The 6,983-nt window shown below is 46.8% G+C and carries 10 protein-coding genes; 6 read left to right on the plus strand and 4 right to left on the minus strand.

Annotated features, from left to right (window positions below):
* Positions 1-140: 140 nt before the first annotated feature.
* Together NDA03_RS27590 and NDA03_RS27595 are read left to right on the plus strand one after the other, a co-directional pair.
* Positions 141-275 carry a hypothetical protein gene (locus NDA03_RS27590; protein WP_348239802.1) on the plus strand — a complete coding sequence of 45 codons (135 nt, stop codon included), beginning with the start codon at positions 141-143 and terminating at the stop codon, positions 273-275.
* Between the two features lie 176 nt (positions 276-451).
* On the plus strand, positions 452-607 hold the full coding sequence (locus NDA03_RS27595) for a hypothetical protein (RefSeq protein WP_348239803.1): 156 nt from the start codon (positions 452-454) through the stop codon (positions 605-607).
* Positions 608-963: 356 nt separating this feature from the next.
* Here NDA03_RS27595 and NDA03_RS27600 read toward each other — a convergent pair whose 3' ends face one another.
* Positions 964-1,128: a hypothetical protein gene (locus tag NDA03_RS27600; RefSeq protein ID WP_348239804.1), complete on the minus strand. Its 165-nt coding sequence runs from the start codon at positions 1,126-1,128 to the stop codon at positions 964-966.
* Between the two features lie 204 nt (positions 1,129-1,332).
* Between NDA03_RS27600 and NDA03_RS27605 the strand changes: the two genes are divergently transcribed.
* Positions 1,333-1,524, plus strand: a complete 192-nt coding sequence (locus tag NDA03_RS27605) for a hypothetical protein (protein ID WP_348239805.1) — start codon at positions 1,333-1,335, stop codon at positions 1,522-1,524.
* A gap of 378 nt (positions 1,525-1,902) precedes the next feature.
* Here the strand turns inward: NDA03_RS27605 and NDA03_RS27610 are convergent, their stop codons facing one another.
* The gene (locus tag NDA03_RS27610; RefSeq protein WP_348239810.1) at positions 1,903-3,981 is read right to left on the minus strand and encodes a DUF4157 domain-containing protein; all 2,079 of its coding nucleotides are present in this window, start codon (positions 3,979-3,981) and stop codon (positions 1,903-1,905) included.
* Positions 3,982-4,543: 562 nt separating this feature from the next.
* On the opposite strand from NDA03_RS27610, the gene NDA03_RS27615 reads away from it, so the two are divergent.
* The 3 genes from NDA03_RS27615 (at position 4,544) to NDA03_RS27625 (ending at position 6,036) form a co-directional block, all read left to right on the plus strand.
* Positions 4,544-5,179 carry an AAA family ATPase gene (locus NDA03_RS27615; protein ID WP_348239806.1) on the plus strand — a complete coding sequence of 212 codons (636 nt, stop codon included), beginning with the start codon at positions 4,544-4,546 and terminating at the stop codon, positions 5,177-5,179.
* The gene (locus NDA03_RS27620) at positions 5,176-5,484 is read left to right on the plus strand and encodes a ribbon-helix-helix domain-containing protein (protein ID WP_348239807.1); all 309 of its coding nucleotides are present in this window, start codon (positions 5,176-5,178) and stop codon (positions 5,482-5,484) included. The genes NDA03_RS27615 and NDA03_RS27620 overlap by 4 nt, the downstream gene beginning before the upstream one ends.
* 156 nt (positions 5,485-5,640) lie before the next feature.
* Positions 5,641-6,036 (plus strand): nuclear transport factor 2 family protein, encoded by a 396-nt coding sequence (locus tag NDA03_RS27625; protein WP_190416185.1) that lies wholly within the window; start codon positions 5,641-5,643, stop codon positions 6,034-6,036.
* Here the strand turns inward: NDA03_RS27625 and NDA03_RS27630 are convergent.
* Both NDA03_RS27630 and NDA03_RS27635 read right to left on the minus strand, forming a co-directional pair.
* Positions 6,020-6,229, minus strand: a complete 210-nt coding sequence (locus tag NDA03_RS27630) for a recombinase family protein (RefSeq protein WP_348239808.1) — start codon at positions 6,227-6,229, stop codon at positions 6,020-6,022. The genes NDA03_RS27625 and NDA03_RS27630 overlap by 17 nt on opposite strands.
* 470 nt (positions 6,230-6,699) lie before the next feature.
* The coding region (locus NDA03_RS27635) for a CHAT domain-containing protein (protein WP_348239809.1) at positions 6,700-6,983 on the minus strand (284 nt) is incomplete at its 5' end.

Raw genomic sequence — 6,983 nt, forward strand, 5'->3', positions numbered from 1 at the left:
CTCTTGCTAAATGTTTCAGAATTTGTAATTCTACATCCATTGCCCTACTTACCTTCCAGAGTTTTTTCTTTTAATCCTTTTATTCAGAATACTCGGAAAGTGACAGAAGAGGGATAACTCAACGTCCTAGTTTGCGTTGGGTGTTTCTGAGTTTCCAGGCGGTGCATCTGCTGATTGTCGATGACCTCAAGCAGATTACCAATCTCACACCCGAACGACGGAAAATTCTCCGCTTTTTGGGAACCGATGCCAGTCGTTATTATCAACTCTGTTGACCTAACAGCTTGATTTGGCGTAGGTTGCCGTTGACTCCTCTTTCAAAAAATCTCTTTGACTCTACCCAGAACCTGCGGAATGTAGGTTCAATGCTAATTGGGGCGCAATTCTGAATGGCGTACCTCCGATAGAGGGTTCTGGTTTTATGAAAAGGATTCCTGAATCCCTGCCCTGAATGCGATCACCAGTCGGGAAATGGAGCTATGACGATGTAGAAGAGGATCGGACACCAGCGCGATCGCCAGTTGAGAAATCTATGTATGACAACTTGGAGGAAAATGCTTCCTCAACTCCAATAGAAGGTTCTGTTTTTATTGAAAAGGATTCCTAAATCCCAACCCTGAATGCGATCGCTAGTCGGGAAAGTAATCTATTCCGACTTGGAGGAAAGCTCTCTCTCAGCTCAAATCGACCGATCTGGGTTGATCGAGCAGGACTCGGCGTTTGTGTAGCAAGCGTCCAAAAAACAACGTTAAGCTTGAAACTCTTACCCTGCAAAGGCTAACTTGCTCATAAATGATTAATGGGTATTTTAAGTTGGGTACAGTTTTATCAGCTCTCTACCCTCTTAAGTCTTTTAAACTTACCCATAAATAGACAAAAATGCAGAAGTATTGCCCTTAGCGTTGTTTTTGGGTCAGTTGCTACACAAACGCCATTACGGCCAGCCCACCGTGCCAACCCTTCTCAATCCAGGGTAAAAGGCTCGGCGCGGACGACGAACGGAACTGTTTCCCGGCAATCGTCGAAGCCATCAGGGAGATACAGCCGAACTTCATCGCCATCGAGAACGTGCCCGGAATTCTCACCTGCCCCTACAGACCAAGAAGCGGACGGACTTATTTCCGACACTTTTTATCATGCCTCGACTCGTGCGGGTACGATACGGAGTGGATTGTTATCGGGTCAGGACACGTTGGAGCGTCCTTTCTTAGAGAGCGGCTACTTCTGGTTGGAGTCTCCCAGCGCCTTAAGCCACAGTGGGAAAGGGCGACCCCCTGGCTCGACCAAGCTCGAAACGCAGTTGAAGAGTTTAGAACTTCTCCAGAAGGGCGAGTGTCTAAACCCGGACTGGTTAGAGCAGCATTACCGTTTGCCAGTGGGATGGACATCCCCGCTGGAGTCAAGAACGGCGACAGAGCTACTCGCAGAAGGCGAAAAGCTTTGGGCAATGCCCTTGATCCAAGAGTCGCCCTCAAGCGAGTCCTTTACCTGTCCGAGCTGTTCGCAACCGCTACTAAGCGCTAAAGACGGGTGCGGAGTCTGCGCCTGGTCTCATCCCCTAGAACCAAAGCGGAAACAAGCAAGCGGGACGATTTACCCATACACCAAAACCAAGAGGCTTAAGTGTGGGGCATCTGCCACTTACCCCAAAGTTGCCGGGTCACGCGACGCTGCGAACCCACGTCATTGGTTCTGGCATTACTGCTATGAAGAACGCTGCGGTAGGAGCTGGAGATGCAGAAAAGTGCAGGTATCCCAAGCGAAGGTTTTAGCTGTGCGATCACTCAATAATTGTGATATTTCTCCATTCCTAATTTTTCTTATCTCTCTGTCCAGCCGCATCTTGCGCCCATATGAGATGAATAATCAGACTTCAAAATCGACGATGAATTGCAGTGGCAATCACGCCCAATCTTGCTCTGTAAAATTCACATCATCTGTCCCAGATGTATCTAAAGGTTTGGGAACGCCAGAGTCTTTTGCCAAAGCTTTGTAGTATGACAACTTTTCTTGTTTATAGAACTCTTGTGCATCTTGATATAATTTATTCCAAGTCCAGGTCGCATTCACATTGACATTTTCATGCTCTCGGATCTCTGTCTTTGTTTTCTCGCTGTGCAGGGTTTTACCCACTAAGCCAGTCTGTGTACCTACTTGATTGCCTCCATACCCTGAATTAGCCAGGTATCCTTGACCGTGGGCTATGCTGGCCTCATTAAAGTTTTGGAACCCAGCTCCCTCAGTTTGAATAAAGGTATGACCTGCGGAATCATCATTGGGATCTTTCATGTTAGTTGGCACAATGCCGACTAGAATATGACCTTTAACAGATTCTGGTAGATCGATCCCCAATTGGGGTTCGGCATTGACAGAATCGTAGCCCTCATTTTTCTTCTCAAATTTTTCCTTTCCGTACCATTGTTTGCCCCAGAATGGTACGTCCTTAAAAGGTTGGTGCTCGTCTGGAAGTCGCTTATCTTTATCGTCTACTATATTCGGTTGATAGTGGGATGTTTCGCTATTTTCGGGACGACGGGTAAACATTTTTCCGGCTTTCTGACCTTCAACATCGCCCCAATATCCGCCGAGATTTGTTCCTGTCTTACCTACAAATTCAGTTTTTGACTTGATGCTATTGTCTTCATTTTTAGCTGCAATGGGCATCCCCAGTTGTTTCACGCCATTGTAAACTGCCCCATTGTCCTGAAAGACGATATGCGCCCCCCGATAAAACTGAGCCACTCCAGCAGAGCCAAGTTTTTCAGCCACTTTTTCTTCAAGGTAAGTCAAAATTTTCATGTGGGCACTATCAAGTGTCAGCCCTTGCTTCTTAGTGTCTAGCTTCCCTTGTTCCTCTGGATTTAGGAGTTGGTTGGAGATTTGCTTGCCTGAGCGATCGCGAATTATCGGCATTCCATCATCGCCCAGATGATAGGCTGCTTCAATTCTCTCCCATTGCTCCGGTAGGAACTTGTCCTTTGCTGCCAGGATGGAATTCCAAGAATCGTAGGTTCGATCTAGATCGTAGAGAGGGACGATTTTTTTGGCATGATCTTCATTCCTTTGAATTAGCTGTGGCTGAAGCGTCGTTTGAGTAACTGTGGGAGTAATGGGTTGCAGCGATCGCTGCACTGCACTACCATTCTGTTGAACAACGTGCGTCAACTCGTGGGCAATCAACTCCTGCCCACCCCGGCTTCCCGGCTCATACGCTCCCTCCCGGAAGAAAATATCTTGCCCAGTCGTAAATGCCTTTGCCTGGATTGAGCGATTCAACTGGTTAGATTGAGCATCCGTATGAATCTTCACCCCGCTGAAGTCAGCTCCAAATGCCTGCTCCATCGGTTCCAGGATGCTCTGTGCGAGTGGCTGTCCGCCTCCTCGTGCCTGTTGGATGGTTGCTTCGAGATCCGGTGAGGCGGGTTTCCCATCCTCACTAGACTGACACTGTATCATCGGCTTCATCTGGAGTTCTTTTTCTTCTTCCTCTTCTGGCATCACCTCGCGTTGGAGGGTGGGTACATCCAACTTTCTCATCAATTTGTTTTGATGATTTGGGATTCCCTGTTGATGAATCGAGTTAGAGTTTTGCACCATGCCAGCTTTTATGGTTTGAGCCAACTGACTTTCGGGCTGGCTAAGATCCCTTCCATAACTCGGCATCGGTGCATGAAGCCGCTGCACCACTTCTGCTGCTGTCTTGTCTGCTTCCTGTTCGTATTTATCTCCTGGCTCTCCAATCGTGAGTTTCGGTTGAATCAGTGACGGTGTTGGGATTGGGATGTCAGGACTTTGGCTTGAAATATTGGCGAAATTGTGACCAAAACGCTGGGCACTTTCTAGTTGTGCCTGTAGGTCTGGTGTTTCGTGAGTTTGGGGTTTCTCCTGAACTGGGAAAGGGCGCGGCTTAAACTGGCTGTTAACTGGTACGAAAGTAGAATTTTGCGGAGCTTTTTGGGGGTCGTGCGATCGCGTTGCCATAGTCACAAATAACTTCTTGTATTTAGTTCAGTTAAGAAATAATTGAGAGCCATCAGGCTCATAGATAGAACCTAAGCGAGAACTCACGCTGTAAGTAGAGTATATTTACGGATTTTCTAATTTCGGAGAGTTAGATATAGCAACACAATGTAATAAATCGACTGTTGGAGAAGAAATAGACCTTCTTTTAGATTAGATTAGGTTGCCTTTTGGTTGCTAAAGCTGTAAAAAGTAGAAAAATTAGGACATAGCAATTGAAAAATGTCCTGATGATGAATTACACAATAGCGCAAACTCTCTCACAAAAACACTTCAAACATCGCTTTGGGGTTCAATAAAAACGTTTATTTAACCAGATAGTTAATACCCTCAAGCCACTGTGGCGACCTCGACCCAAACCTGGAGTAAAGCCAAAGGAGGGCAACTCCACCGAAAAGAGTCCTTTTCGGTGGAGTCTAAACCCCTTATTCTGGCATACTGAATTTACGGGTCAAGCAAGTAGTTACTTTAAGCTTTTGAGTTAAGTAATTGAGTCGAGTAACTGAATTAAGTAGCTAGGCCTATGTCTGTTATTGCCTTCTGCAATCAAAAAGGGGGCTGTGGAAAAACCACAGCCAGCGTCAGCTTCGCTGTCTGGTTACACCGAAAAAAGAAAACCGTCAGCTTTTTGGATGCCGATCCACAAGGCAGCGGTTCGCTGTGGCTTTCTTCAATGCAACTCCCCATTCCCACAGTTAAGCTTTCAGATGCCAACGACTTAATTGAGCAAATCCCAGATTTATCAGAACAGACAGATTTTTTGGTCATTGACGGTGCGCCCAATACCAGTGAAAGCACCAGAGCGATTTTGTGCTTATCCGATATCTGCGCTACGCCGATTCAACCTACAGGCTTAGACCTGCACTCAGCTAGCGATGTACTTCGCTTAATCAAATCCGCTCAAAAAATTTCTGGGGGTTTGCCTAAACCCGTCATTTTTCTCAATCGTGCATTCAAGGGAACTCGGCTGAAGAAAGAGGCATTAGATGTTCTGGGCCAAGTTTCTAACGTCACCCTGCTCAAAACAGTGATTCACCAAAAACAGGCAATTTCTGATTGCTTTTCTCAGGAGGCATCTATTTGGGAGGTCCGAGGGGCAGAAGAATCAGCCAAGGAATTTGAATCTTTGTTCAAGGAAATTCTGAAGTTACTCAAATGACTCCCAAGAAACCCCGAAAAACTTTGAATGCAGCTGCTGACAAATTTATCTTTGGCGAACCAGAGCCTGAACCAGCAGATGAAAAACCGTCTTCTTCCCCACCCGTTTCAGAACCTGGAGGGCTGCTGGAAAAATTACAAAAAGAGGAATCACCCAAAGAGCGACCCATTCGAGTTAGCCTAGACCTCTCGCCAGAAATGCACCGCCGTCTTACCAATCTTGCCAATCGCACTGGTAGGAAGAAATCTGAAGTGCTGCGAATTCTACTGGCTGAGGCTTTGGCAGAAGTTGAAGGGGGAGATTGAGTTGTGTCAATTGGAGCGGGGAAGATGCGTTGTTAAAGTACTGGGGTTAGCGATCGCTTACAGATGGCAGTCTAACCCTCTTGTGTCAAACTGGGGCGAAAGCTTGATTTTTCGTGGGCTATAAAGCCCTGCCGCATATACTTCACCACACCTCTTATGTCAGATAAATCTGCACCAGAAATTGAACTGATACGCGCGGCGTATGCTGCCTTCAACGCGCGAGATATTGATGCTGCCCTCGCCCTCATGACTCCCGACGTGGCTTGGCCGAAAGCGTTCAAAGGCGGTTTTATTCGTGGGACTGAAGAAGTCCGCGCTTACTGGACGGAGCAGTGGAGCGAAATTAATCCACACGTCGAGCCGGTTGCCTTTTGCCCGGAGGATGCTGGGCAGGTTTTGGTGGAGGTGCATCAGGTCGTGCACGATCTTGCCGGAGCTGTGCTTGCCGATGAGCACGTTGGTCATCGTTATACCATTGAGCATGGCTTAATTCAAAAGATGGAAATCTGTCCACCTTCATTGTCGGGTCATGAGCCTAACAAGGCGCTATAACGAACGGCGGGGGGTAGTATCTGGCGCAAAAGAGGTCTAGCGCCTCTGACGCTGTCTCCTTATAAACTGCCACAATTTCCAAACCCGATAGTTGTGCGTAACTAACCAAGTCTCTTTCTCGGCGCTCGCAACTTTGCTCATCCGTGGAAACGCGACAATAAATGGCAACCCGATACAGCTTTAACTGTCCCATCTAAACCCCTAAAAATTTAGCGACCAGGATGCTCTTTCCAGTGTCCGAAAAGTACCCCATTAATTGTCCCATTTAGAGAAGTCTTTTGCTGGGACAAACTACTTAGTCAAGTAGCTGTTCTAATTAAATGTTTAGTTAAGTGTCTAGACAATCGGCTAGTGATTAAATGAGATGAACTGCTGTCGCGTGTATCAATCGTTTGTACTTGCGTCTGAAAATTGAAAGAGATTGCTGCCCCAGTTCCAATTGGGACGTAATAAGTCTTTGTTAATATCGCTCTTTTCAAGTTAATTTTTGGTTGGGCAGATATCTAAATTACTGAGCATTGGTGTAATTAAAAAGTGCGATCGCTCACACGCTATCGTCTATCCATCTGCACCGGGAGCAATCCCAATGTACTGAGGGAGGGTTGTTCATCTCAAAAGGCATTTCGCAGTAGGGATATAGACTCGTAAACAGCGGAGCGGGGGTTACTCAGCTTCCCCAATCAACGTATATGCAGCCCAAGCGCTGGGTTGGTTAGGATACTGTTTCATCGTCGTCAGCATCGCACTCCGCAAAGCTTGCGCCTTATCCGAGTTTTGTTGCAGATTTCGATAAAATTCGGTCATCAACAAAGCCGAAGGATTATCCGGTATCGCCCACAAAGTGACGATAACACTAGGGACACCCGCCGTAATTAAAGAGCGAGACAGTCCAATCACGCCATCGCCAGTCACTTTACCTTGCCCAGTGTCACAAGCACTCAAGACAA

This window comes from Trichocoleus sp. Lan (assembly GCF_039961855.1).
GTDB lineage: Bacteria > Cyanobacteriota > Cyanobacteriia > Cyanobacteriales > FACHB-T130 > FACHB-T130.

Bases quoted from the DNA above. Each gene is read 5' to 3' on its own strand.
- NDA03_RS27595 (WP_348239803.1), top strand. From the start codon at position 452: ATGCGATCACCAGTCGGGAAATGGAGCTATGACGATGTAGAAGAGGAT.
- NDA03_RS27610 (WP_348239810.1), bottom strand. From the start codon at position 3,981: ATGGCAACGCGATCGCACGACCCCCAAAAAGCTCCGCAAAATTCTACT.
- NDA03_RS27615 (WP_348239806.1), top strand. From the start codon at position 4,544: ATGTCTGTTATTGCCTTCTGCAATCAAAAAGGGGGCTGTGGAAAAACC.
- NDA03_RS27620 (WP_348239807.1), top strand. From the start codon at position 5,176: ATGACTCCCAAGAAACCCCGAAAAACTTTGAATGCAGCTGCTGACAAA.
- NDA03_RS27625 (WP_190416185.1), top strand. From the start codon at position 5,641: ATGTCAGATAAATCTGCACCAGAAATTGAACTGATACGCGCGGCGTAT.
- NDA03_RS27630 (WP_348239808.1), bottom strand. From the start codon at position 6,229: ATGGGACAGTTAAAGCTGTATCGGGTTGCCATTTATTGTCGCGTTTCC.